Annotated in this window: 27 protein-coding genes; 8 read left to right on the forward strand and 19 right to left on the reverse strand. The window is 65.8% G+C overall.

The window, feature by feature from the left end:
• Nucleotides 1-3: 3 nt before the first annotated feature.
• Nucleotides 4-690 carry a DUF4328 domain-containing protein gene (locus ACWEVR_RS02370; protein WP_452465496.1) on the reverse strand — a complete coding sequence of 229 codons (687 nt, stop codon included), beginning with the start codon at nt 688-690 and terminating at the stop codon, nt 4-6.
• Nucleotides 691-872: 182 nt separating this feature from the next.
• Between ACWEVR_RS02370 and ACWEVR_RS02375 the strand changes: the two genes are divergently transcribed.
• The gene (locus tag ACWEVR_RS02375; protein ID WP_452465497.1) at nt 873-2,339 is read left to right on the forward strand and encodes a DHA2 family efflux MFS transporter permease subunit; all 1,467 of its coding nucleotides are present in this window, start codon (nt 873-875) and stop codon (nt 2,337-2,339) included.
• On the opposite strand, the gene ACWEVR_RS02380 is transcribed toward ACWEVR_RS02375, so the two are convergent.
• Nucleotides 2,340-2,651, reverse strand: a complete 312-nt coding sequence (locus ACWEVR_RS02380) for a hypothetical protein (protein ID WP_225278805.1) — start codon at nt 2,649-2,651, stop codon at nt 2,340-2,342.
• A gap of 469 nt (nt 2,652-3,120) precedes the next feature.
• On the opposite strand from ACWEVR_RS02380, the gene ACWEVR_RS02385 reads away from it, so the two are divergent.
• Nucleotides 3,121-3,726: a cutinase family protein gene (locus ACWEVR_RS02385; RefSeq protein ID WP_133733922.1), complete on the forward strand. Its 606-nt coding sequence runs from the start codon at nt 3,121-3,123 to the stop codon at nt 3,724-3,726.
• A 64-nt stretch (nt 3,727-3,790) separates the two neighbouring features.
• On the opposite strand, the gene ACWEVR_RS02390 is transcribed toward ACWEVR_RS02385, so the two are convergent.
• From ACWEVR_RS02390 to ACWEVR_RS02405, 4 genes are all read right to left on the reverse strand, one after another.
• Nucleotides 3,791-5,584, reverse strand: a complete 1,794-nt coding sequence (locus tag ACWEVR_RS02390; RefSeq protein WP_452465498.1) for an AMP-dependent synthetase/ligase — start codon at nt 5,582-5,584, stop codon at nt 3,791-3,793.
• A 92-nt stretch (nt 5,585-5,676) separates the two neighbouring features.
• The gene (locus tag ACWEVR_RS02395) at nt 5,677-6,630 is read right to left on the reverse strand and encodes an alpha/beta hydrolase (protein ID WP_452465499.1); all 954 of its coding nucleotides are present in this window, start codon (nt 6,628-6,630) and stop codon (nt 5,677-5,679) included.
• Between the two features lie 25 nt (nt 6,631-6,655).
• Nucleotides 6,656-7,489 carry an SDR family NAD(P)-dependent oxidoreductase gene (locus tag ACWEVR_RS02400; protein WP_067637640.1) on the reverse strand — a complete coding sequence of 278 codons (834 nt, stop codon included), beginning with the start codon at nt 7,487-7,489 and terminating at the stop codon, nt 6,656-6,658.
• Nucleotides 7,486-9,039, reverse strand: coding sequence for a flavin-containing monooxygenase (locus ACWEVR_RS02405; RefSeq protein ID WP_452465500.1), 1,554 nt, complete (start codon nt 9,037-9,039; stop codon nt 7,486-7,488). Before ACWEVR_RS02405 ends, ACWEVR_RS02400 begins: the two co-directional genes overlap by 4 nt.
• Nucleotides 9,040-9,107: 68 nt before the next feature.
• Between ACWEVR_RS02405 and ACWEVR_RS02410 the strand changes: the two genes are divergently transcribed.
• Nucleotides 9,108-9,743, forward strand: a complete 636-nt coding sequence (locus ACWEVR_RS02410; protein ID WP_378669583.1) for a TetR/AcrR family transcriptional regulator — start codon at nt 9,108-9,110, stop codon at nt 9,741-9,743.
• 3 nt (nt 9,744-9,746) lie between these two features.
• On the opposite strand, the gene ACWEVR_RS02415 is transcribed toward ACWEVR_RS02410, so the two are convergent.
• The gene (locus ACWEVR_RS02415; protein WP_378669339.1) at nt 9,747-10,331 is read right to left on the reverse strand and encodes a helix-turn-helix domain-containing protein; all 585 of its coding nucleotides are present in this window, start codon (nt 10,329-10,331) and stop codon (nt 9,747-9,749) included.
• Nucleotides 10,332-10,412: 81 nt separating this feature from the next.
• Between ACWEVR_RS02415 and ACWEVR_RS02420 the strand changes: the two genes are divergently transcribed.
• Nucleotides 10,413-11,438 (forward strand): NAD(P)/FAD-dependent oxidoreductase, encoded by a 1,026-nt coding sequence (locus ACWEVR_RS02420; RefSeq protein WP_452465501.1) that lies wholly within the window; start codon nt 10,413-10,415, stop codon nt 11,436-11,438.
• Between the two features lie 74 nt (nt 11,439-11,512).
• Here the strand turns inward: ACWEVR_RS02420 and ACWEVR_RS02425 are convergent, their stop codons facing one another.
• From ACWEVR_RS02425 to ACWEVR_RS02435, 3 genes are all read right to left on the reverse strand, one after another.
• Entirely contained in the window at nt 11,513-11,776 is a 264-nt protein-coding gene (locus ACWEVR_RS02425) for a type II toxin-antitoxin system RelE family toxin (protein ID WP_452465502.1), read from the reverse strand.
• Nucleotides 11,773-12,051 (reverse strand): type II toxin-antitoxin system prevent-host-death family antitoxin, encoded by a 279-nt coding sequence (locus ACWEVR_RS02430; protein ID WP_452465503.1) that lies wholly within the window; start codon nt 12,049-12,051, stop codon nt 11,773-11,775. The genes ACWEVR_RS02425 and ACWEVR_RS02430 overlap by 4 nt, the downstream gene beginning before the upstream one ends.
• 61 nt (nt 12,052-12,112) lie before the next feature.
• The gene (locus ACWEVR_RS02435; RefSeq protein WP_452465504.1) at nt 12,113-12,664 is read right to left on the reverse strand and encodes a TetR/AcrR family transcriptional regulator; all 552 of its coding nucleotides are present in this window, start codon (nt 12,662-12,664) and stop codon (nt 12,113-12,115) included.
• A 79-nt stretch (nt 12,665-12,743) separates the two neighbouring features.
• Between ACWEVR_RS02435 and ACWEVR_RS02440 the strand changes: the two genes are divergently transcribed.
• Entirely contained in the window at nt 12,744-13,355 is a 612-nt protein-coding gene (locus tag ACWEVR_RS02440; protein ID WP_452465505.1) for a hypothetical protein, read from the forward strand.
• Here the strand turns inward: ACWEVR_RS02440 and ACWEVR_RS02445 are convergent, their stop codons facing one another.
• A complete protein-coding gene (locus ACWEVR_RS02445; RefSeq protein ID WP_452465506.1) occupies nt 13,356-13,520 on the reverse strand; it encodes a hypothetical protein in 165 nt (54 codons plus the stop codon).
• Between the two features lie 61 nt (nt 13,521-13,581).
• Here ACWEVR_RS02445 and ACWEVR_RS02450 point away from each other — a divergent pair, with 61 nt between their 5' ends.
• Nucleotides 13,582-13,929, forward strand: coding sequence for a hypothetical protein (locus ACWEVR_RS02450; protein WP_452465507.1), 348 nt, complete (start codon nt 13,582-13,584; stop codon nt 13,927-13,929).
• 1 nt (nt 13,930) lies between these two features.
• On the opposite strand, the gene ACWEVR_RS02455 is transcribed toward ACWEVR_RS02450, so the two are convergent.
• A complete protein-coding gene (locus ACWEVR_RS02455; RefSeq protein ID WP_452465508.1) occupies nt 13,931-14,251 on the reverse strand; it encodes an ADP-ribosylation/crystallin J1 in 321 nt (106 codons plus the stop codon).
• Between the two features lie 150 nt (nt 14,252-14,401).
• Nucleotides 14,402-15,112: a helix-turn-helix transcriptional regulator gene (locus ACWEVR_RS02460; protein WP_452465509.1), complete on the reverse strand. Its 711-nt coding sequence runs from the start codon at nt 15,110-15,112 to the stop codon at nt 14,402-14,404.
• A 498-nt stretch (nt 15,113-15,610) separates the two neighbouring features.
• On the opposite strand from ACWEVR_RS02460, the gene ACWEVR_RS02465 reads away from it, so the two are divergent.
• Nucleotides 15,611-15,952, forward strand: a complete 342-nt coding sequence (locus ACWEVR_RS02465) for a hypothetical protein (RefSeq protein ID WP_143875999.1) — start codon at nt 15,611-15,613, stop codon at nt 15,950-15,952.
• A gap of 103 nt (nt 15,953-16,055) precedes the next feature.
• A complete protein-coding gene (locus ACWEVR_RS02470; RefSeq protein WP_101465603.1) occupies nt 16,056-16,454 on the forward strand; it encodes a hypothetical protein in 399 nt (132 codons plus the stop codon).
• Nucleotides 16,455-16,553: 99 nt separating this feature from the next.
• Here ACWEVR_RS02470 and ACWEVR_RS02475 read toward each other — a convergent pair whose 3' ends face one another.
• The 6 genes from ACWEVR_RS02475 to ACWEVR_RS02500 all read right to left on the reverse strand — a co-directional run bounded on the left by ACWEVR_RS02475 (nt 16,554) and on the right by ACWEVR_RS02500 (nt 21,167).
• Nucleotides 16,554-17,408: an SAM-dependent methyltransferase gene (locus tag ACWEVR_RS02475; protein ID WP_452465510.1), complete on the reverse strand. Its 855-nt coding sequence runs from the start codon at nt 17,406-17,408 to the stop codon at nt 16,554-16,556.
• A gap of 829 nt (nt 17,409-18,237) precedes the next feature.
• On the reverse strand, nt 18,238-18,807 hold the full coding sequence (locus ACWEVR_RS02480; RefSeq protein WP_101465605.1) for a Scr1 family TA system antitoxin-like transcriptional regulator: 570 nt from the start codon (nt 18,805-18,807) through the stop codon (nt 18,238-18,240).
• A gap of 32 nt (nt 18,808-18,839) precedes the next feature.
• Nucleotides 18,840-19,244 (reverse strand): hypothetical protein, encoded by a 405-nt coding sequence (locus ACWEVR_RS02485; RefSeq protein ID WP_211300387.1) that lies wholly within the window; start codon nt 19,242-19,244, stop codon nt 18,840-18,842.
• Nucleotides 19,245-19,337: 93 nt separating this feature from the next.
• Complete coding sequence (locus ACWEVR_RS02490; protein ID WP_452465511.1) at nt 19,338-20,066, reverse strand: class I SAM-dependent methyltransferase; 729 nt, start codon at nt 20,064-20,066, stop codon at nt 19,338-19,340.
• Nucleotides 20,063-20,743: a B3/B4 domain-containing protein gene (locus tag ACWEVR_RS02495; protein ID WP_452465512.1), complete on the reverse strand. Its 681-nt coding sequence runs from the start codon at nt 20,741-20,743 to the stop codon at nt 20,063-20,065. The genes ACWEVR_RS02490 and ACWEVR_RS02495 overlap by 4 nt, the downstream gene beginning before the upstream one ends.
• A 199-nt stretch (nt 20,744-20,942) precedes the next feature.
• Nucleotides 20,943-21,167 (reverse strand): hypothetical protein, encoded by a 225-nt coding sequence (locus ACWEVR_RS02500; RefSeq protein ID WP_452465513.1) that lies wholly within the window; start codon nt 21,165-21,167, stop codon nt 20,943-20,945.
• Nucleotides 21,168-21,223: the final 56 nt, after the last annotated feature.

The following is a 21,223-nucleotide window of genomic DNA, read 5'->3' on the forward strand; positions in this document are numbered from 1 at the left end:
CACCTAAAGGCGTGTCGGAGTCCAGTGGGATTGGGTGCGGGTGATTTTCAGGACGGTGGTCGACAGGAGGATGCCTGCGGAGATGAAGAGGAGGGCGGCGAGGGTGCGGAGGAGGCTGAAGGTGAACAGGGAGTCGACCTCGGCGTCGCGCAGGGTTTGGATGGTGTCGTGGTCGTCGGAGATGCCGGACGCGGTGAGGATGGTTCCGGCCCAGAAGGTGAGCCAGGCGGCGATCCAGGTGATCCACCAGAGGGGTACGAGTGGGGTGCCGCGCTGCTGGGAGCTCGATGCTTTCGCGATGTCGTGCAGGAACAGGGGAGGGAACCACAGGGAGACGACGGGGACGACCCACCCCCAGAACGCCCACGGTGTGGACAGGTGATGCGGTGACGGGGAGACCATCTGGGCGTTGCCGCGCGCCCGCAGCAGCCAGACGACCAGGACGATCCATGCGACGAACATCAGGAGCAACGACAGCAGCCACAGGCCGACCTCGAGCGGCATCATGATGTCGCGGCTCGCGTTGTACTCGGCACTGCTCACGGTGCCCGCGTAGCGTCCGGAGACCGAGAGGTAGCCGAGCCATCGCACCACGACCACCGCTGATTCGAGCACCACGACCACGCAGATCAGCGTGACCAGGGCCGTCGCGAGCCCACGCACGGCACGAAAAGCTATGGGATGACTCAATTTCCACTCCCCCTGTCGAGATTCCCCAACGGTACCGCAGCCGTGACCAGCCAGAAGGGCTAATCCGGGGGCACAGCCGATGCTCGCCGGGCTTCGTGTCGGTGCCCGGGCCTAGGCTCGGCAGTGCGACGATCATGAACGGCCGGATCGTCACCCGATCAATCCCTCGATAGGACGTATCGATGACCACCGAACGCAATCCATGGCTGGCCCTGTTCGCGCTGGTGGTCGGGTTCTTCATGATCCTGCTGGACATGACGATCGTCGCCGTCGCCAATCCGGCGATCATGAGCGCGTTCCACACCGACATCACCGATGTCATCTGGGTGACCAGCGCCTACCTGCTCACCTACGCGGTGCCCCTGCTGGTCACCGGGCGATTAGGGGACAGATTCGGGCCGAAGAACATCTACCTGATCGGGTTGGCGGTGTTCACCGGTGCGTCGCTGTGGTGCGGATTGTCGGGCAGCATCGGCATGCTGATCGCGGCGCGCGCCGCCCAGGGGATCGGTGCCGCGCTGATGACACCGCAGACGATGGCGGTGATCACCCGGACCTTCCCACCGGACCGGCGCGGTGCGGCGATGGGCCTGTGGGGTGCGGTGGCCGGTCTGGCGACGCTGATCGGCCCGATTCTCGGCGGCGTCCTGGTCGACGAGCTCGGCTGGGAATGGATCTTCTTCGTGAACCTGCCGGTGGGTGTCATCGCGTTCGGTCTGGCGATGTGGTTGGTGCCCGCCTTGCCGACCAGCGACCACAAGTTCGACTTCGTCGGCGTGCTGCTCAGCGGCGTCGGCATGCTCGCCCTGGTGTTCGGTATCCAGGAGGGCAATGCGCAGGATTGGGCGCCGTGGATCTGGGCGTTGATCGCGTTCGGTGTGGTGATGCTCGTTCTGTTCGTCGTGAATCAGGCGCGTAATACCGGCGAACCGCTCGTGCCGTTGAGTCTGTTCGCTGATCGCAATTTCGCCCTGTCGAATCTGGCGATCGCCGCGATGGGCGCCGCCGTCACGTCGATGATGGTGCCCGCCTATTTCTATCTGCAGGGCGTGCGGGAGATGTCTCCGACGGAGTCGGCGCTGATGTTCGCGCCGATGGCGATCATCACCGGTATCGCGGCGCCGTTCATCGGTAAATTCGCCGACCGCTTACCGCCTCGCCTGATCCCGACCGCGGGCTTCTCCCTGTTCGCCGCCTCCATCGTCGGTTTCGCCGTGCTGATGAAGCCGGATTCGTCGATCGTGGCGTTCCTGATCGTCGGCGGTCTCGCCGGTCTGGCCAACGCCTGCATCTGGGCTCCGCTCGCCTCGACCGCCACCCACAACCTGCCGGTCACCCAGGCCGGTGCGGGCGCCGGTGTCTACAACACCACCCGCCAGGTCGGTTCGGTCCTCGGCAGCGCCGCCATCGGCGCCCTCATCGCCGCCCGGCTGAGCGCCAACGGCCTCAGCGGCGACGCCCCGATCGGTGAGGGCGCGAGCACCGGCCCCCTCCCACCCCACGTCATCGACGAATTCAGTACCTCGCTGGCCCAGTCCATGCTGCTGCCCGCCGCGATCCTGCTCGTGGGCGTGCTCGCCTCGGCTCTGTTCGTCGGCCACGCGAAATCGGCGGCGGCGAAACCGGAAGTCGCCACACAGAGTTCCTGATCAAGAAGCCTTTCGGTGGCGGTATTCCTCGGCCGCTGCCAAGAGCACTGAGATCGGAACCGATTCCTCGTCTTCGCGGTTTCGCGAAATCATGGCTTCGATCGCTTCTCGCAGCCACGCACCGGTCGTGATTCCGCGACCTTTCGCGATCTTGCGGGCTTCCTCCAGTACGGCGGCGGGCATGCGCACGCTGTATGAGGCCATTGCGCTACCGGGCTCGTTACCCGCGTGTGCTGTCAGGTTCGCCTTTTCGATCTCGTCCGCGATATCGACGTTGTCGTAGTAGTCGCGGGCCTTGTCCACATCACCCATTTTCATCTCGCTTTCCGGGTGTAAACACGCCGCTCATTGTTGGTCATGTCGCGATCCGTGGCGACATAGGCGCGGCCGTCCTGGGCGGATGCGAACACGACCAGCAGGTACCGGCCGTGTTACGTACGGCCGAGGAGCAGAGTGGTGCTCTCGCGGCCTGGCATCGTGTGGAAAGGTCGCTCGGTAGCCTCCCTGACCTCGTGCGGCTCGACTTGGTGTCGGGCGATGTGCGCTTCCGACTCGGGTGTCCACAGGATGTCATCGAACACGACTCAGCGTACCACGATCGTAATACGACACATTCGGTCGGCGAGTCGGTGCGGAAAGGGGCTGGTCAGCGCCGCCGGTAGGTAGTCTGCGCGGCATGACAGCACGTTCTCTTCGTCGATTCGTGTCTGCAGTGTTCCTGGCAGCCGCGATTCCAGTGGTATCGCCCATCCAGTCCGCTTACGCGGCGCCGTGTTCCGATGTGGAAGTGGTGTTCGCGCGGGGGACCGCGGAGCCGGGTGGGGTGGTCGGGGTGACCGGGATGTCCTTTGTCGAGGCGCTACGGGCGAATGCCGGTGGGCGGTCGGTGGGGGTTTACGGGGTCGACTATCCGGCCAGTAGTGATTTCGCGGATCGGCTCGGGTTCGCGCAGTCGGTGGTGCGCGGGATCGACGACGCGCAGCGGCGGGTGGAGTTCGTCGCGGCGAATTGTCCCGGTACGCGGATCGTGCTCGGCGGGTATTCGCAGGGTGCGGCGCTGGCCGGGTTCGCGACGGGTGCCGGTGTGCCCGAGGGGGTTCCGCCGGAATACGAGCAGTACCTGCCCGAGCCGATGCGGGCCGAGGTGGCTGAGCACGTCGCCGCCGTCGTACTGTTCGGCAAACCCTCCGAACGGTTCCTGCGTGACGCGGCGGCCCCCGCGCTGTCGATCGGCGCGTCCTACCGGAACAAGACCATCGACCTGTGCATCGACGGCGACAACATCTGCGACGGTTCCCCGCTGGCCTACCCCAATGCCCTGCACACCCTCTACAGCGTCAACGGAATGACCGTCACCGCGGCCCAATTCGCGGCCCAGCGGTTCTGAAACGTATCGAGAACAACGAAAAGGCCGGTTGCGCAAAGCAACCGGCCTTTTCTGATCAGCTACGTCAGCTGTAGATCTTGTCGACCTCACCGGCGTACTGCTTCATGACGACGGCGCGCTTGAGCGACATCTTCGGGGTGAGCTCGCCCGTCTCCTGGGTCCAGTCGACCGGGAGGATACGGATCTTCTTGATGGCCTCGGCCTTGGAGACCTTCTTGTTGGTCTCGTCGACGGCGGCCTGGATCTCGGAGACCAGCGCCTCGTTCTCGATCAGCTTCTCGATCGCGGTATCGGCGGCGACACCGTTGCGGTCCTTCCAGCCCGGCAGGGCCTCGGGATCGAGGGTGATCAGGGCACCGATGAACGGCTGACCGTCACCGACGACCATCACCTGGCTGATCAGCGGGTGCGCGCGCAGGGAGTCCTCGAGCACGGCGGGGGAGACGTTCTTGCCGCCTGCGGTGACCAGGATTTCCTTCTTGCGGCCCGTGATGGTGATGAAGCCGTCGGCGTCGATGGCGCCCAGGTCGCCGGTCTTGAACCAGCCGTCCTCGAACGCCTCGGCGGTGGCTTCGTCGTTCTTCCAGTAGCCGCCGAACACGACCGAACCCTTGAGCAGCAGCTCGCCGTCCTCGGCGATCTTGGCGGCGTGGCCCTGGATCGGGCGACCCACCGAACCGACCCGGATGTGGGTGGGGGTGTTCACGCTGAACGCGGCGGTGGTCTCGGTCAGGCCGTAGCCCTCGTAGATGGTGACGCCGACGCCACGGAAGAAGTGGCCCAGGCGAGCGCCCAGGGGGCCACCACCGGACACGGCGGCCAGGCACTGCCCACCGAGGGCGGCGCGCAGCTTGCTGTAGACCAGCTTGTCGAAGACGAAGTGCTTGAGCTTGAGCAGCAGGTCGGGGCCGCCCTTCTCGAGCGCCTCGCTGTAGGCGATGGCCGTCTCGGCGGCGGCGTCGAAGATCTTGCCCTTGCCGCCGTCGTGCGCCTTCTGCTTGGCCGAGTTGTAGACCTTCTCGAACACGCGCGGCACCGAGAGGATGAAGTCCGGCTTGAACTCACCGAACTGCTCGACCAGGGTCGTCCAGTCCGAGGAGTGGCGGATGGTCACCTTGGAATCGAAGGCGATCAGCGCGACCGCGCGGGCGAACACGTGCGCCAGCGGCAGGAACAGCAGGGTCTTCTGGCCCTCGGCGACGAACGCGCTGAGCTCGATGCCACCCGAGCGCGACTCGGCCCACAGGTTGGCGTGGGTGAGCTGCACGCCCTTGGGCTTGCCGGTGGTGCCCGAGGTGTAGATCAGGGTGGCGGGGGAGGCCGCGCCGACCTGCTTGCGGCGCTCGTGCACCACGGCGTCGTCGAGGTCGGCACCACGCTCGGTGAGGGTGTCGACGGCGCCCTTGTCGATCTGCAGGGTCTCGGCGAGAGCGGGCAGCGACGCGGCGTCGATCTCGTCGATGGTGGCCTTGTGCTTGTCGTTCTCGACGACCAGCAGCTTGGTCTCGGAATCCTGCAGGATCCACTTGGCCTGCTCGGCGGCCGAGCTGTCGTAGATCGCGACGGTCACGCCACCGGCGGCCCAGATCGCGAAGTCGAGCAGCGTCCACTCGTATCGCGTGGCCGCCATGATCGCGACCCGGTCGCCCAGTTCGACGCCGGAGGCGATCAGGCCCTTGGCGACGCCGGTGACGGCTTTCGCGAATTGTGCCGCCGTGACGTCATTCCAGCCGCCGCTGCCGTTCGGAACGTTGAACAACACCGCGTTCGGCGTCTCCTCGCCGAAGCGGAAGACGTTGTCGGAATTGTTCGCATCGTCCGGGATGGTGTAGGAAGCCGGAACTTCGAACTCTCGCATCAGTGCCCTTCCAGTGGGTTCTACTCGCCAGTAATCTACGACACGTTCGGCCCGGTTGCGATATCGCCGCCCGAAATGCCCGTCACCTGGCTTTATCGTAAGTCGTCTATCGATACGGGCTGGATTGCTTCCCGCAGGAAGTCCGCGAGTTCGCGCAGCGCGAGCGCGGCCTCGGCGACCAGCGCGGCCTGCAGTTGCGCGACGTGCCAAAGGCCGCGGGTTTCGGTGAAACGGACGTGCACGCCCGCTCCACGCAGGGCCGAGACGAGCGTGCGGCACTGGTCGTGCAGAAGTTCGCTCACATCGACCTGCACATAGGTGGGTGGCAGGCCGATCAGGTTGCCCGACAGCGGGGCGTAACCCGCTGTGGTGGCGTCGCCGTCGCCCAGGTAGTGCGCGGCGCACAGACGCGACCACGCCCGGTTGATCACCAGGTCACGGTCGCGGCTCGGCGGGTCGGTCGGGTCGGTCCACGGTGCGATGAGCCCGAGCGCGGCCGGGGTCATCTTGTGGCGTTCGATCAGCCGCTGGGCCAGCGCGAGCGCGAGTCCACCGCCCGCCGAATCACCGGCCAGACAGATCTGATCCGGCTGGTAGCCGACATTGTTCACCAGATCGAGGAACGCGGCCTCGGCGTCGTCGAGGCCGGCCGGGAAGGGGTGCTCGGGCGCCAGCCGGTAGTCCAGCGAGTACACCGCACAGCAACTCTCCAGCGCCAGCCTGGCGACCAGGGAGCGGTGGGTGGCCAGCGAACCGACCACGTAACCGCCGCCGTGCAGGTAAAGGATCGCGCCCGCCGCGCGCTCCGGCGGGACGGCCCGGGTACGCGAACCCGGGATCGCGATCTCGGCGATCACCCGCTCGGCGGGCCGCCCACCCAGCTGCAATTGCTGCACGACGGCGCCGTCGGGCATGAATTGCAGCCGGGAGGTCACGTCGAGCAGGGTGCGCTGCACGGCGACGGGCAGTCGCGCGTGCAGCGTCACCCGGAAGACCGGATCGAGCAGCGCGCGAACCACCGGCAGCGGAATCTTGAACTCGCGCATGGCGTTTTCCTGGATCTCGAGAGGGTCAGTGCGGCATGAAGCGGCCGTTGACAGCGGCCGAGATCCGGTTGTAGCCCGAAGCGAGGAAGCGCACGCTCACGTCGAGCAGCTTGGCCTCCCAGCCGATCAGCACGCGCGCGTGACCCTTGCGCACACCCTCGGTGATGGTCTGTGCGGCCATCTCCGGGCTGTGGATCGCCAGGTACTTGTCGAACAGCGAGGCGGTGTTGGCGCCGTCGATGCCCTCGGCGTAGGTGGCGTTGCGGGCCACGGCGGTCTTGATGCCGCCGGGGTGCACGCAGGTGACCTGCACGGGCGTCTTCGAGATCTTCATCTCCTGGTACAGCGCCTCGGTGAAGCCGCGCACCGCGAACTTGGCCGAGTTGTAGGCCGCCTGGCCCGGCACGGTGACCAGACCGAACAGGCTCGACACGTTGACCACGTGGCCGTCACCGGACTCGATCAGCATCGGCAGGAACGCCTTGGTGCCGTTGACGACACCCCAGAAGTCCACGTCCATGATGCGTTCGATGTCTTTGAACTCGGTCTTCACCACGTCGCCGTGGTAGGCGATGCCCGCGTTGTTGTACACCTGGTGCACCACGCCGAAGTGCTGCTTCACCGAGTCGGCGTAGACCAGGAAGGCCTCGCGCTCGGCGACGTTGAGCCGGTCGGACTTCACCTGCGCGCCCAGTGCCTCGCATCGGCGGACGGTCTCGGCCAGGCCCTCGGTGTCGATATCGCTCAGTGCCAGCTTGGCGCCGCGCTTGGCCAGGTTCTCGGCCAGCGCGCGCCCGATGCCGGAGCCGGCACCGGTGATCACACAGACCTTGTTCGTGAAGTAAGCGTCTTTGCTCACTGTGCTGCCACCACTTTCAGATCGGCGCCGGGGGCGTCTGCGGTTGTCGTATTGTAGGCGGAAACGTCGAAATGCTTTGTGATCCTGCGGAATTCGAACGTGAAGTCCGGCCACAGGGTGGTGTTGTTGCCGTGCTTGTCGAGGTACCAGCTGGCGCAGCCGCCGGTATTCCAGACCGACTTGGCGAGCTTGTTCTGCAAGCCGGTGTTGTACTCGCGCAGAATGTCCGTACGCACCTCGACAGTTTTCAGGCCGAGTTTGTCGATGGTAGCCAGGGCATCGCTGACGTAATTGATCTGCGATTCGATCATGTACACCATCGAGGTGTGGCCCAGGCCCACATTCGGGCCGACCAGGAAGAACATATTCGGGAAGTTCGCGATCGCCGAACCCTTGTAGGCCTGCTGACCGATCTCGTCGAACACCTCCGACAGGGTGCGCCCGTCGCGGCCGACGATGTTGTTGTAGGTGGGCGAATCGGTGACGTGGAAGCCGGTGGCCACGATCAGGGCGTCGATCTCGCGCTCGGTGCCGTCCTTGGTGACGATCGAGCCCGGCTTCACCTCGGCGATGCCGTCGGTGATCACGTCGACGTTGTCGCGATCGAGCGCCGGGTAGTACTCGTTGGAGATCAGCATGCGCTTGCAGCCGATCCGGTAGTTCGGGGTGACCTTCTTGCGCAGTTCGGGGTCGCGGATCTCGAGCTGCAGCTTGGCGCGCGAGAGGGCTTCGAAGCCCTTCATCAGCGCCGGGAACTTGGCCAGGCCGACGACCTGGGTCTCGCGCGCGGCGTAGATGGCGGCGCGGCTGAGGCGCTGCACGCCCGGGATGTGCTTGAACGCCAGGCGCTCGGGCAGCAGGTAGGGGCGGTCCATCCGCGGCAGCAGCCAGGGGGCGGTGCGCTGGTAGACGTCGAGGGTGGCGACCTTGTCGGCGATGGCGGGCACGATCTGGATCGCCGAGGCACCGGTGCCGATCACGGCGACGCGCTTGCCGGTGAGGTCGGCGTCGTGGTTCCACTGCGCGGAGTGGAAGATCTCGCCCTCGAACTCGTTGATGCCCTTGATGTCGGGCAGCGCGGGCTCGCAGAGGGCGCCGACCGCGCTGACGACGGTGTCGGCGGTGAATTCGCCCTGCGTGGAGCTGATCTCCCAGCGGCTGGTCTCGTTGTTCCAGTGCACGCGGCGCACGTCGCAGTCGAAGACGTGCCGGTCGAGCACGTCGTAGCGCTCCGCGACGCTCTTGATGTAGGCCTGGATCTCGCCCTGGCGCGAGAACGAGCGGGTCCAGTCCGGGTTCAGTGCGAAGGAGTACGAGTACAGGTGCGATGGCACGTCGCAGGCGGCGCCCGGATAGGTGTTGTCACGCCAGGTGCCGCCGACCTCGCTGCCTCGCTCGAGCACGACGAAGTCCTCGCGACCCTGCTGGGACAGGCGGATGGCCAGGCCGAGGCCGGCGAAACCGCTGCCGATGATGATCGTCTTCACGTGGCGGGCGCGGTTGTCGACGGTTCGGGGTTCGACAACGTTGTCTGTAACCTTGCGACTCATGTAACGTAGACTACGTCGCTATTGAGCCGGAGTCAACAGCTATTGAGCATAGTTCAGTAGTGGCTAGGATGGTCGATGTGAGTAGCAGAAGTTCGGGAGCGACCAAGCGTGTCCGGCTCGGCCCGGAGGAGCGGCGACTGCAGCTGATCCACCTCGGTGCCGAGATGCTGGCCGATCGACCGCTCGAGGACATCTCGGTCGACGACATCGCCAAGCAGGCGGGCATCTCGCGGGGTCTGCTGTTCCACTACTTCGCCTCCAAGCAGGAGTTCCACGAGGCGATCGCGCGGCATGTGAGCACCGAGTTCTATGCCGCCGTCATGCCCGACCGCGAGTTGTCGCTGTTCGACATGCTGCGCGATTCGATCGAACGCTTCGTCGACTACGCCATCGGCCATTCCGCGGCCTACCACTCGGTGTTGCGCGGGCCCGCCAGCCGCACCCCGGACATGACCGACTACGTCAACGAGACCCGCGGCGCCATCGCCGATCTCATCGTCAGCGAACTGCCGCTGCCGCCCGATGATCCCGACCTGGCGCGGCTCACCCTCGCGATCCGCGGCTGGATCGCGTTCGTGGAGGAGACGATTCTGACCTGGATGGTCGAAAAGCCGATCAGCCGTGCGGCGTTGGTCGATCTGCTGGTCGAATCGCTACCAGCGCTCGCGCTCAGCCCTGCGTTGATCTCCGCGTTACGGGACTGAGCGTCAACCGTTTTCGCGTGGTTTGGCGCGGAAGTGGGCGCGTTCACCCTGCTTGCCGAACAGGCTGAGGAATTCGACGGGCTGGTTGTCGGCCGCGCCGAACCAGTGCGGGACATGGGTGTCGAATTCGGCTGCCTCACCGGGGGTGAGGACGATATCGTGGTCGCCGAGGATCAGGCGTAGACGGCCGTTGAGAACGTAGAGCCATTCGTAGCCCTCGTGCGTTTGGGGTGTGTCGGGCCGGTCGCGCGCACCCGGGGGGATGATGATCTTGTAGGCCTGGATACCGCCGGCGCGTTTGGTGAGCGGAAGCATTGTCATGCCGTGCCTGGTCACCGGGCGTAGGTGGATGCGTGGGTCGCCGGTGGGTGGGGCGTCGACGAGTTCGTCGAGGGTTACGCCGTGCGCCTTTGCCAGGGGGAGCAGCAGTTCCAGGGTTGGCTTGCGGTCGCCCGATTCCAAGCGCGACAGGGTGCTCACCGAGATCCCGGTCGCGGTGGACAGGTCGGCGAGGGTGGTCTGGCGCTGTTTGCGCAGGGCGCGCAGGCGGGGGCCGACCGAGTCGAGGGTCTGTTCGAGGTCGTCCATGTTCACCAGTTTGCCATAGCGGCAAACATGCTTGCCAGTTTTTCGTCCGTTGGTGCACTGTGAATTCCGAAGGAGGTCGACATGACAGAGCTGAACGAGTCCTACGACGTGGTGGTGATCGGCGGGGGTGCCGCCGGGCTGAACGGTGCGCTGATGCTGGTGCGGCAGCGGCGATCGGTGCTGGTGATCGATGCCGGTGCGCCGCGCAACGCGCCCGCCGACGGGGTGCACGGGCTACTGGGGCGGGAGGGGATGCCGCCGCTGGAGCTGGTCGCGCTCGGGCGCGAGGAGGTGCGCGGGTACGGCGGTCATGTGGTGACCGGCGAGGTGGTCGCTGTCGACCCTGTCGGTGACTCCGCCACCGGGGCGGGTCATTCCTCCGATACGCCCGGAAACGATGACGCCTCCCACGAATTCCGGGTGGAGTTGGCGGACGGCCGGTCCGTCTTCGCGCGGCGCATCCTCGTCACCACCGGGCTCGCCGACGAATTGCCGCCCATCGCCGGTCTCCGCGAACGCTGGGGGCACGACGTGCTGCACTGCCCGTACTGCCACGGCTGGGAGGTGCGCGACCAGCGGATCGCGGTCCTGGCGACCGGCCCGATGGCGGTCCATCAGGCACTGCTGTTCACCCAGTTGACCGACGACATCGTGTTCCTGTCGCACACGGCTCCGGCGACTGACGAAGACGCGGAAAAGCTTGCGGCACGGGGTGTTCGCGTGGCCGACGGTGAGGTGGTCGAGGTGCTCGCCGACGACGGAAAGCTGAGCGGCGTCCGACTCGCCGACGGCACCGTCATCGACCGGGACGCGCTGGTCGTCGGCCCCCGCTTCAGCACCCGCGCCACCTTCCTCACCGACCTCGGCCTCACCCCCGAACCCCACCCGAGCGGGGTCGGCGACCACATCCCGGCCGACTCGTTCGGCCGCACCTCGGCCCCCGGTGTATGGATCGCGGGCAATGCCACCGATCCGATGGCACAGGTCGGCGCGGCTGCGGCGGCCGGTGCGATGGCGGGCGCTCAGATCAACGCGGAGCTGGTGATGGCCGATACCGCCGCCGCGGTCGATCGGCGCCGAGCATCACAGGCCGCCGCTGCTCGCTGAGCTGGGCCCGGTGCGTCTGTGCGGGCGCACCGGGCCAGCTGTCGACGTATCCTTCGCGATGCCGACTTCGCCGTCTATTCGTAGATGTCTCGACGATGTCCGGCGGTGACGACCAGAATGACCAGCTTGCCGTCATCGACTTCGTAGACCAGTCGATAGTTGCCGACCCGGAGACGGAAGCCGGGGCGGCCGGAGAGCGCTTTGACGTCGACACCATCGCGACGGTAGGGGTCGTCACCGAGGAGGGTCAGCGCCGTCAGCAGTCGGATGGCATCGTGCTGCGGGATCGCGCGCAGTGCCCGGCGGGCCGCAGCCGTCCAGCAGAACTCGTACTTCACGCGGCGCCTTCGTGCCCGTGACTGAGAATGTCGTCCATCATCTGCCCGAGCGTGATGTTGGCGGGCTCGCCACCCTCGGCCAGCGCCTCATCGGCCATCCGTTCGAGTTGCTGGTCTTCCCATTCTTCGAGTTTGGCCAGCATGAACAGTGGAATGACCGCAGCGGCAGGCTCGCCGGCGCGAGTGATGACAGTGACGTGACCGTCCTGGGCTGCCGCGCTGACAACGGCGGGAAGCTGAGCTCGGGCCTCCCGAATGCTGAGCTGATCGTCCATAATCTCAGCGTACACCGATCGGTGTACACCGCGGCAGGTCTCGTAGCTCCCTGGCGCAACGTCACGAGCGGGCGAGTGCGGCGTCTATGGCAGTGCTCAGTAGTGTGCGGGCGTCGTCGGCAGGGAGTTGGCCGAGGGTGACGTGTAGGGCCAGGCCGTCCAAGAGGGCGAGCAGGGTGTTGGCGGCCGTGACGGGGTCGGGGTGACGGGGGAGTAGTGATGCGATGTGGTCGCGGAAGGCTCGGCCGTTGGTCGCGAGGGTCGCCGCGATGTCAGGGCGGACGGAGGCGAATGCGAGGTAGCCGATCAGGGTTCGGGTGTCGGCGGCGGATTGGGGGTCGGTGGGGAGCAGGGCCGTCAGAATCTGGTGCAGGTCGGGGTCGGGGCCCGCGGCGGTGATGCGATCGGCGATCCGGGCGCCGATCGTGGTGGCCGCGAACTCCATCATCGCGTCCTTGGTGGGGAAGTAGTGCTGCACCTGACCTGCGGAAACGCCCGCCTCGGCGGCCACGTGGCGCAGGCTGACCGACTCGAGGCCGTCGCGGGCGAGCAGCCGCATCACGGCGTCGCTGATCTCGGAGCGGCGGGAATCGTGGTCCACCCGTTTCGGCATCCGGACATTCTTTCACGATGCACTTGTATTGCCATGATGCGGCTCTTTACAATGCAATTGTATTGCAAAGGAGGCCGTGATGCGCTCTGTCGTGCGGCTCATACGCCGTTTCTTCCGGTTCGAAATGGATCTGTGGGTGAGCCTCGCCCGCGCGATCGCCCGCAGACCCGACATCGCGGACGGCACACCGATCCGCTACGCGGGTGCCATGTCGGCCATCCTCTGGGCGTTCGTCGTGGTGAGCGCGGTGGAGATTCCCGCTGTGCACCTCATCATTCCGTGGGTTCCGGTCCGCTTCGCCGCGCTGGCACTGGGCATCTGGGGACTGTTGTGGATGCTCGGTCTACTCGCCGCCCACCACGTCTACCCGCACGTCCTTACCGCTGATCGCCTGCGGGTGCGCTACCTGCGTCGCACCGAACTCGCGATTTCCCTCGCCGCCGTGCGTGCGGTGCGTCCCGACATCCGTGGTTACGACGAGTCGAAAACGTTGCACCGCACCGCGAACGGAACCATCGCCCTCCCGGTCGGCAGTTCGACCAACATCCGCCTGGAGCTGGCGACTGTCCACACCTTCCCCACCCGACAAGGCGACTTGACCTCGTCGACCATCGCTTTCTGGGCAGACGACCCACAGACCGCGATCAGCGCGATCAAGGCAGCGATCCCGAAGCAGCACTCGGAAGCCTGATCAGCCCGGTATCGGCGCATCGTCGGGGAACCGGCGCACCACCTCGATCGTGCCGACGATATTGCGGTTGAGGTCCGCGAGATCCGCCCGAGTGCCGGATTCGGCGACCAGCGCCAACTCGGCGGGCCCTGTCGGTCGCCACAGTGTCGTCGTCGGCGTACTCATCATCGCTGTCGTCGGAGCAAGCACTCTGTCCCGGGGCCGGGTCCAGAACTACTCTGCTGCCATGGAGTTCGACAAGGGGGGATGGCGGCGGGGAGTCGACCTGGCCGCCGGGGTGGTACTGCTGGCGGTGGTGTTCTTCCTCGGCATGACCGTGACGTTGATGATCGGGTTCGTCGGCGCGCCTGGGGGACAGTCCAGCGAATGCGTTGGCCGGTGTCGTACCCACGTCGACATCGGCGCCTGGCTGATGACCTTCACGACATTCGTCGGCGCGTTCGTCGTTGTGACGCTGATGGTCCGGAGTTGGTGGCAGCGGCGTCTGGTGTCGGTGTGGCCGCTGTGGTGGATCCTGGTGACGATCGTGATGACGATCGTCAGTTTCGGGATCGCCATTTACGGCGCGGCGTGAGTCACCCCGGCATCGGCGCATTCTCGGGAAACCGCCGCACCACCTCGATCGTGCCCACGATATTGCTGTTGAACTCGGCGAGATCCTCTGCCGGGATCCAGTATTCGAGGATCTCGCGTCCACCGGCCTGCTGAACCTGGTAGTTGTCGAGGAAGTCCGTGCGAACCTCGAACCGCGTCAGGTATCCCGCGCCGGAGGCCGGAACATTCCAGTCCCGCGCGATGAGCACCGCGTATGCCTCGTTGAGAACCGGGTAGAAGATCGGCTGATCCGGCAGCCTGGGAGGCCAGGCTCGCCAGCCGGATTCGGCGACCAGCGTCAACTCAGCCGGCCCTGTCGGTCGCCACAGCGTCGTTGTCCTCGGCGCGCTCATCGTTCCTCCCTCATCGAAGCACGCACCATATCCCGAGCGCATGCGCTGGGGCACTCCATATTCGGCAGGGCGGATCCGTCGCCGTGTCGAGAGTGTCAGCTATCTGGGGCCGAAGGTTTCGAGGCCGGTTACTCGGAGGAGGTCGAGGGCTGTGGCGGTGGGGGTGTTGGGGGGTGCGGAGTAGATGACGATGGTTTGGTCGGTGTGGGGGACGTGCATGGCGTCGCAGTCGAGGGTGAGGATGCCCAGGTCGGGGTGGGCGATGGTTTTGGTGAGGCTGTGCATGGTGCTGGAACGGCCGGCTTGCCAGTGGGACTCGAATTCCTCGCTGCCCGTGCGTAGTTCGGTGAGCAGGCGGGTGAGGTCGGGGTCGTCGGGGTAGGTGGCCTTGACGGCGCGTAGGCAGCCGACGCAGGCGGCGGCGTTGCTGTCGGCCTCCTCCGGTGTCATGACGACGCGGCTCATGCCGGTGCCGAGGAAACGCTGCCACATAATGTTCCGCTGCTCGGGCGGGATGGCGGAGAAGTCGCCAAGCAGCGCGGCCGACAGCGGATTCCAGGCGAGGACATCGGATTTCGCGGACAGGACCAGCACCGGCAAATCGGTGAGCCGGTCCAGCAGCCGCTGGACGCTCGGCCGGATGACCATCGGAATCCGCCCGGCCTGCGGTGGTTCGGAACCGGCGAGCCGGTAGACCAGATCCCGGTCGACATCGGTGAGCCGCAGTGCCCTGGTGAGGGCGCCGAGTACCTGATCGGACGGCTTGGGCCCACGTCCTTGCTCGAGGCGCACGATGTAGTCGACACTCACGCCAGCTGACGTGTTATTAGTGCATACTATCTGACTTGCGGGAATGCTGCAATCGGGGTTGGTTCGGATTCAGCTGGGACGCTTCCCCATTGTGATGCAGCGTGGAGGGACCCCAGTTGGCCTGCGCTCGGGACTCCGCCTCTCTGGTGGTCCGGGCTATGGGCGGCCTACCCAGTCCACTGGCGTCGGGTATGCGTCCGGTCTCTGTTCTGCTCCGGCTCTTGCTTCTTTGGAAAGGTCTTTTTGCTCTATTTGCTTCCTATTAACTGTGTTGGGATTGTGGTCCCGTCAAATGCTCCACAGCGCAGGATGTGAGGTGGTCAGATGATCAATTCCACACAAAATCCCGATGTTTGCGAAACAAACGAATCCGCAGTGGATGGCCAGTCCGTTCGGATGAGGTCGAGGACTCCGAGCCGATCTTGCGCGCAGCGCAATCTCGGGAGCAAGTGTCTACATTCCAGCTGTCCAGACGATCCCGGTGCAGCGTGCTCGGGCATGGGTAGTCGGTCCGGGGCTGTAGCTCCTGCCGCTTCTTCCGGCGGGTCCCGCAGTGAATTCCATGTCATCGCCCGTCTCGACGCCGGTGACACTGTCGCCGATGTATTCAGCAGCGATATCGTCGATGTGGCAAGTGGTATTCGCCACACCGCTGATTGGCCGCAGTCGTTGCCGGTGCGGCCGCGCAAGGCGGTCGGTCTGGACGAGCTCGATCACGCGCTGGCCGACGCCGGGTATCAGCGCTCCAGTAGCTGGCGCAAGCGGGTTACCAACAGCGGTGTCGTGCGCTACTTCGCCTATGCGACCACTCCCTTCTGCAACCGTGGGCAGAATCGTTAGCCCCTCGCAAAGGCGCCTCGCCTTGCGCGGTTTCTCGGACGCCGCCCTCCCTCCCGCCCTTGCTGTGCGCGCGCATGGCACAAGACCAAAGGTAAGAGACCTAATGGACGTACAGATCTCGGATTCGGCAGGTGCGCAGTTGTTCACTCGTGCCGCAGCATGCGCCGGGTTCGCCCGTCGACCTCGACACGCGGCCGCCAGCACGGCCATCGGCTATGTGCGTACCGACTTGCCCGGTCCTGGCCAGTCACAGTGTGAATCGCTGATCCGCACCGCCGCTGCCGATCTTGGCTATGACCTGCTCGGGACCCTGGTGTTCGCGGCGACCCCGCTGGACCGGCTGCAGGCCTTGGTCGCAGAGGTCGCCGTCGATGCGGTGTTGTGTCCCTCATTCGCCCACCTCGATGGACAGGTGCCCACCGAACTGCTGACGGTTACCGATGTGATCGTTGTGGACCCGCCCATCACCTACTGCCGCTGGGATCCCCAGTTTCTGGACTGAGCATTTCCGAGGCGAATCGCGGTCGTGCAGTCGTTCTCGCACCCCATGCATCCACCGTTGCCGATCACCGGCGGCGGGTCGGTCCCTTCGCGCACCATGTCACCGGCCACCACGCACCCCCACGGGTCTCAGCTGGCCGATGGCGGCGTAAGCGCTCAGGTTCCACGCCGCCCGATGGCGGGGTGCGATAGCCGACAACCGCCGAACTCCCTCCCCGTCGCCGTCGTCGTCGCGGTTCGGATTGGGTGCCCACCGATGCGGGGCGACCAGACCGGGTGCGAGCAGCTCGTATCCGGCGAGCATGGCCGTGATCTCGTCTCGTCCGCGTGGGTGGTAAGGAATGCCGACGCAGGCCAGGCTGTCAGCGGCTGCCTGGATGTGCTGGGGGTAGAACTCGTCGGTGACGTGGGTGAGCACGAGCCATGTCCCGACCGGGAGTCGTTCGGTCAATTCGGCGAGCACAGTGGGGGCGTCGGCGATCAATTCCGCGGTGCCCGACACACACACCGCCGCCGGTGCCGTCATGTCCATCACCGTGGTGATGTCGCGCATGATCGCGTCGGTGTCGGTGATGTCGGTATCGGTGAAGAACCGTCTAGGCGGTTCGTGCAGCATCGCCCGCCCGTGAGTGGCCGCGAGGATGTCGGTGTCGACGTACAACGTCCGCGCGGTGCTGTTGTGTTGTCCGGCGAGGTCGTGGATTTCGGGGGCGTGGGGCAGACCACACCCCAGCTCTACGAACTGGGACACCCCGTGATGGTCGGACAGGTATTCGACCGCGCGTCGGGTGAAGCGACGGGATTCGGTGAGTGCGGGTCTGTGGATGCTGCTTGACAGAGCGTCGGCTAGCGCCTTGTCGGTTTCGTAGTGGTCTTTCCCGCGCAGGAACACGTTGTGCAGGCGTGCGGGTGTGGGCTGGTATGGGTCGATCACGTGGGGTGGGCGGGTGGTCACGGTGGGGGCTCCTGCCGCGTCGTGTGCGACGGAAGGCCCCCGACCGACCCCGGGTGTCCGTGGCGAGGGCGCACGGTGTGGGGGTGTTGGTCCGGGCCTTCCGGTGTTATCGGTCAGTGGGTGGTGTGGGTGCTCCCGGAGGTCGTTTGGGTAGCCTCCGGGAGCGTTTCCCCACCCTCGAACCGGCGGCTCGGGGGGTCGCCGGTGTGGTTCGAGGTATTAGGTGGTCTTGTGGCGTCGCGGCTGTGCCGGTGCCGGGCGGTCGCTTTTGTGGGGAGTGGATCGACAAGGTTTGGTGGGCGCCGGACATCGCGACTTCGCCGGTTACGTGTCCCGGGCCCGCCTTGGCGCGCCGTGGTGAGGGTATCTCGGGTCCTCACCGGGCGCGAAGGCCATTCAGTCGGTCGGGAGTTGCGGGCTGATGACACAGGTCCGGGCAGTAAATCGGTCGCTCGTTGGGAATCAGGTGGTTTGTGGTGTGCGGTGGCGGGTGTGGGCCGTCAGGGCAACAGATAGAGCCGCTCAGTCGGCAAGCGCGGCAACCCTGCGCACATCCCGGACACGACCGCGACGGTGCACGGTCGGCGCGCACCGACCTCCTGAACGAACACGAGCGCAGCCGTCAGGCACGCCGCGAATTCGATACGGACAGTAGCGAATTGGACGAGAAGCCGGATGTCGGGTTCCTCGGGGCACGGCGACGCAGGTGGGGGTGTCATCGGGGAAGTGCTCGCTCGGCGGTGGTGAGACTGTGGCGTACCGCAGTCGAGTCCGATGGTGCCCGATCGGGTGTGGTGCACGGTGCCCCCTGGGTTGCCGGTGTGGGTGGCTAGTTGGTGGCGTGGGTGGACAGGGCGCGGTGCAGGATCGCGCGAGCGTCTTCGCCATAGGCGGCTTGGGTGGTGAGCAGTTCAAAGTTGCGTTCGGCGTTTTCGATGTCGCCGCGCCTGTGCGACACCGATATGCCGAAGAGTTCTTCGGTATCGACCCAGATTCCTTCCCCTTCCACGCCCCAGATTCTGAAATGCCTTACGGGAGTGAGAAATCGGGCGCTGAGTGGAATGATCCCGATCTTGATGTGGCTTCTGGTGGCCAAGGCCGCAAGTAGCGTGTGAATCTGTTCGGTCATCACATCGGCGCTGTCCACGGTGCGCAGTAGCGCGGGTTCGCCGATGAGCCAGTGGTACCGGCTGCCGAGGGAGTCGAGTGTGTCTTGATGTTCGATGCTTTCGGCAAGGGTTGCCTCGATGTCGGGGTCGTCCACCCCCATGGCGTGTGTGCTGGCGACGATGTAGGCGCGCAAGTAGCCGGGTGTGCGTAGCGGGTCCGGCACGATATCGGGGTGGTAGGCGCGCTCGATGCGCGTCACTTCGCGCGGGTTGTCGTCGCGGGCGGGCATGGTTTCCTTTCGGCGATCAGTTCCGGGCGAGGTCAGTAGGGGCCGTGGTTGCGCGGCTTGGCCGCGTCCAAGACGTGGCGCACGCAGGCCAAGACCGCGGACCCGGACGGCCGGAACGGTGTGGTCGCGGGGACTATCCAGGTTCGGTGGGTGTGGTGGTCTGGGCTCGGGGTCGGCAACACGATGTTGCCGTCGCGGATCACGACCACGTGCGCGCGCCAGAGTTCAGCGAGTGCGGCGGGGTCACCGATCGGGCGCATGTCGGCGGTGCGGACGAGGTAGGACCATGCTCGCGCGCGGGGGTGGCCGATGGTCGGGCATGGTCCGACGTTGCGGCGTTGCAACTCGACTTTGACTCGTTGGGCGAGGTCAGTCGGCATCATGACCGCGCCGGTCGATCCGGCCGTCATCATGATCTGCCCCGTCACGGTGTCCACGAACGTCGGTAGGCTACAGATCCGCCGGTAGAACATGCTGCGCGTGAGCGGCGAATCTTGCATGGAGGCAGCGCTTTTCGCGTACGTCATTGCCTACCCCTCGGGTGGGGCGTGGCCTGGGGTCGCGGTGGCGATAGCGACGATGCGGTGGATGTCGGTGACCTCGCATCCGAACCCGGCGGCCTCGAGGAGGTCGGTGAGTTCGCCGACCGTGAGCGGCCATTCGCCGTAGGTTGAGAGCAGCCCGACCGCCTCGGCGTGGGGTAGGTGCGGGTAGAACGTTTCGGCCACTGCCGCGCGCATCGCCTCGACAGACAGAGGCGGGTCGGGCTGGACCTGGTCGGCCAAAATCAACATGCCGTCTTCCCCGAGCACGCGTCGCAATTCGCGCAGCACCGCCAACTGTTGGGTGGGTGGTACGTGGTGGAGGGTGAACGTCGACACGACCAGATCGAACCCGCCGTCATCGAACGGCAAAGCACACAGGTCGGCGTAGACGAACGACAACGACCCGCGAGCTTTGTGGGGTGCGTGGACTCTGGCTTGGTGCAGCATCGCCGGTGACAGGTCGCAACCGACGATGTCGGACTCAGGGTGCAGTCCCTGGATCAGCCGTGCCATGGTCCGTCCGCTGCCGGTGCCTGCGTCCAATGCGGTACAGGGCTCGGTGGGCAACTGCCGCGATATCTGGTCCAACACTTGTTCGCGCACGGGGGCTTGGGTGAAGTCGGTGTCGAACCCGTTCGCGCGGCGGCCCCAGTGGGCCTCGCGCGCTTCGATCCCCGGATCGGCGGTCGGGGTGGTGTCGTATTCGGTACTCATGCCTGGGCCTCGAGATCGATCGGTGGCTGTGCGCCGAGGTGTTCGGCCAGCAAGTCCGCGAGTCGGTCCTTAGCGGTGGCGAGGTCGGCACTGTCGCGGCCGGGGCTTGCGTGAATGATGAACAGGGCGTCGTTGGTCTGCGGGGTGGTTTTGGACTTCTCGCACTGGCGGACTTCGAGGCGGCACAGCACGTCGTCGTGGTCGAGGTAGGCGTATTCCCCTGCGGGCACCGGTACGGGGTCGGTGGCACCGAGGGGGACGAATCGTTCATGGCCGGTCGTTATCGCCAACTGCACATCACCGGCGATCGATGCCAGATCGTGTGCGCCGAACGCGAACCGGGTTTCTGCCGAGACCAGGTTGTAGATATCGACGAGCGGATTGATGCGAGGCAACCGTCCGGCGCGGTGCAGCAACCGCAACAGTGTTTCCGGTGCCGCGATTTCGCTTTTCGCGGCCTTGCCGACCTGGGCGTGTACTGCCCGGAAGGCTTTGAACTCGGGTTCGGTCTTGAGGGTCTTCGGGTCCGTCGCGGCGAGTATGGACTTCTCCGAGGTCTCGATCTCGTGGTTGAGTGCCGGGCTGGTCTCCGCTGGCACGGTGATTCCGGGCACGACGAAAGCGATGGCTTGGATACCGAGATCGCTGACCTGTTGATCGATGCTGAACGACTTCACTTCGTCTCCTCATTGGTTGGATGAAATGCGTTGCGGGCGTGGGGCAATCGTTGATCGCGTGACGCGGTCGCATCGTCTGTGGGTGTGGCGGGCGCTGTTGTTAGCCACCCGGCTTCGCGCATTCCCTCGAGCGTTCGGACGAAATCGGTAAGCGATCGGCGGAACTTGAGTGCGTCGCCGGGATGATTGGTCTCTTGAGTCATGGGGCGGCGCTCCACTGCCCGCGCCGGTTTGCCCACGCGAGGTTCTTCGCCCGCAGCGAGTTAGTGGCGCGACGAACTTCGCGCACCTGGCGACCGGTACGGCGCGCAAGGGCGTCGAGGGTGAGCAACCCGCCCGGTGCAAGGATCTCGAGCACCGAACGCTCAACTGTGGTCAGGTCGTAGTTCTGTTGCGGCTCAATACAATTCGAAGGGTCTCGCACGACGTCTCCCCGTGTGTGTGCACCCCCGCGCTGGTACCGGCTGCCGGACCATCGCG

The sequence above is a fragment of the Nocardia sp. NPDC003979 genome (assembly GCF_053605015.1).

What these genes read in the sequence shown, in the direction of transcription:
- ACWEVR_RS02375 (WP_452465497.1), top strand. Translation starts at nt 873, where the DNA reads ATGACCACCGAACGCAATCCATGGCTGGCCCTGTTCGCGCTGGTGGTC.
- ACWEVR_RS02380 (WP_225278805.1), bottom strand. Translation starts at nt 2,651, where the DNA reads ATGGGTGATGTGGACAAGGCCCGCGACTACTACGACAACGTCGATATC.
- ACWEVR_RS02390 (WP_452465498.1), bottom strand. Translation starts at nt 5,584, where the DNA reads ATGCGAGAGTTCGAAGTTCCGGCTTCCTACACCATCCCGGACGATGCG.
- ACWEVR_RS02395 (WP_452465499.1), bottom strand. Translation starts at nt 6,630, where the DNA reads ATGCGCGAGTTCAAGATTCCGCTGCCGGTGGTTCGCGCGCTGCTCGAT.
- ACWEVR_RS02405 (WP_452465500.1), bottom strand. Translation starts at nt 9,039, where the DNA reads ATGAGTCGCAAGGTTACAGACAACGTTGTCGAACCCCGAACCGTCGAC.
- ACWEVR_RS02410 (WP_378669583.1), top strand. Translation starts at nt 9,108, where the DNA reads ATGGTCGATGTGAGTAGCAGAAGTTCGGGAGCGACCAAGCGTGTCCGG.
- ACWEVR_RS02415 (WP_378669339.1), bottom strand. Translation starts at nt 10,331, where the DNA reads ATGGACGACCTCGAACAGACCCTCGACTCGGTCGGCCCCCGCCTGCGC.
- ACWEVR_RS02420 (WP_452465501.1), top strand. Translation starts at nt 10,413, where the DNA reads ATGACAGAGCTGAACGAGTCCTACGACGTGGTGGTGATCGGCGGGGGT.
- ACWEVR_RS02430 (WP_452465503.1), bottom strand. Translation starts at nt 12,051, where the DNA reads ATGGACGATCAGCTCAGCATTCGGGAGGCCCGAGCTCAGCTTCCCGCC.
- ACWEVR_RS02435 (WP_452465504.1), bottom strand. Translation starts at nt 12,664, where the DNA reads ATGCCGAAACGGGTGGACCACGATTCCCGCCGCTCCGAGATCAGCGAC.
- ACWEVR_RS02440 (WP_452465505.1), top strand. Translation starts at nt 12,744, where the DNA reads ATGCGCTCTGTCGTGCGGCTCATACGCCGTTTCTTCCGGTTCGAAATG.
- ACWEVR_RS02445 (WP_452465506.1), bottom strand. Translation starts at nt 13,520, where the DNA reads ATGAGTACGCCGACGACGACACTGTGGCGACCGACAGGGCCCGCCGAG.
- ACWEVR_RS02450 (WP_452465507.1), top strand. Translation starts at nt 13,582, where the DNA reads ATGGAGTTCGACAAGGGGGGATGGCGGCGGGGAGTCGACCTGGCCGCC.
- ACWEVR_RS02465 (WP_143875999.1), top strand. Translation starts at nt 15,611, where the DNA reads ATGGGTAGTCGGTCCGGGGCTGTAGCTCCTGCCGCTTCTTCCGGCGGG.
- ACWEVR_RS02470 (WP_101465603.1), top strand. Translation starts at nt 16,056, where the DNA reads ATGGACGTACAGATCTCGGATTCGGCAGGTGCGCAGTTGTTCACTCGT.
- ACWEVR_RS02480 (WP_101465605.1), bottom strand. Translation starts at nt 18,807, where the DNA reads ATGCCCGCCCGCGACGACAACCCGCGCGAAGTGACGCGCATCGAGCGC.
- ACWEVR_RS02490 (WP_452465511.1), bottom strand. Translation starts at nt 20,066, where the DNA reads ATGAGTACCGAATACGACACCACCCCGACCGCCGATCCGGGGATCGAA.